Consider the following 1,065-nt stretch of genomic DNA (forward strand, 5'->3'; position numbering starts at 1 on the left):
CAACGAGCATTACTAAGCGGTTATCAGGCCATTATGCTAACACTGGACACACCACTACAAGCACCCAGCCACCAAACACTACGATCCGGCTTTCAAATGCCGAAAGAATTACAGCCAGTCAACCTAAGTGACTACCCAAATAACGGCGTTCAAAGCGCTGGAGCAGCCGGCATTTTCCAGCAGCATGTTCAAAAGGCTGTTTCACTCGAGCTGCTTAAGAAAATCATTGCGATCAGCCATGTCCCGGTATGGGCAAAAGGCATTATGAGCACTGAAGATGCTACTTACCTAAAAGATCTAGGCATCGCAGGGATCGTCGTGTCAAACCATGGCGGCAGAGCCCTGGATGGCGTACCCGCAAGCTTGACGGTACTACCCGACATTCGCCAAGCCTTGGGCGATGAATACCCGATTCTTTTTGACAGTGGCATTCGTAGTGGTGCCGATATATTCAAAGCCATTGCCCTAGGCGCTGATGCCGTTCTGATTGGACGTTTGCAAGTCTATGCCTTAAGCATTGCCGGTGCCTTAGGTGTCGCTCACCTGATCAAGCTACTCAAAGAGGAGCTTGAATACACCATGGCGATGACGGGCTGTCGTACAATCCAAGAAATTCGTCATGCAAACCTTAGAAAGCTGGGGACTCCTTTATGCTAATCGTCATACCCAAAGTGTTATCAAGCGAAGAAGTGAAGCAATTCCGAAGTGCCCTGGATAAATCCTCGTGGCGTGATGGCAGCCAAACCGCCGGTGGCATCGCTATTCACGTCAAACACAATCGTCAACTCGATGACCTGGGCGACACCGCTCAACAACTGGGCCGTGAAATTCTGCGCAAGATATCTCAACATCCTGTTTTTATCTCTGCGGCACTGCCTGACAAAATCTTCCCGCCAAAATTTAATTGCTACGGAGAAGGCGAAACCTACGGCAATCATATCGATGGTTCCCTGATGCAAATACCGGGCACCGCTCAAACAATGCGCACCGATGTTTCATCCACTTTATTTCTGAATTCGCCAGAAGAATATGAAGGTGGCGAGCTCCAAATTCATACTCAGTACG

The 1,065-nt window shown here is 49.2% G+C and carries 2 protein-coding genes; both read left to right on the top strand.

What is annotated here, in order from left to right; all coding sequences use genetic code 11:
• The coding region (locus A3757_RS20680; RefSeq protein ID WP_197470174.1) for an alpha-hydroxy acid oxidase at positions 1–657 on the top strand (657 nt) is incomplete at its 5' end.
• On the top strand, positions 651–1,065 hold a 415-nt coding region (locus tag A3757_RS20685), incomplete at its 3' end, for a Fe2+-dependent dioxygenase (protein WP_082872156.1). The genes A3757_RS20680 and A3757_RS20685, both read left to right, overlap by 7 nt.

The organism is Oleiphilus sp. HI0117, assembly GCF_001635235.1.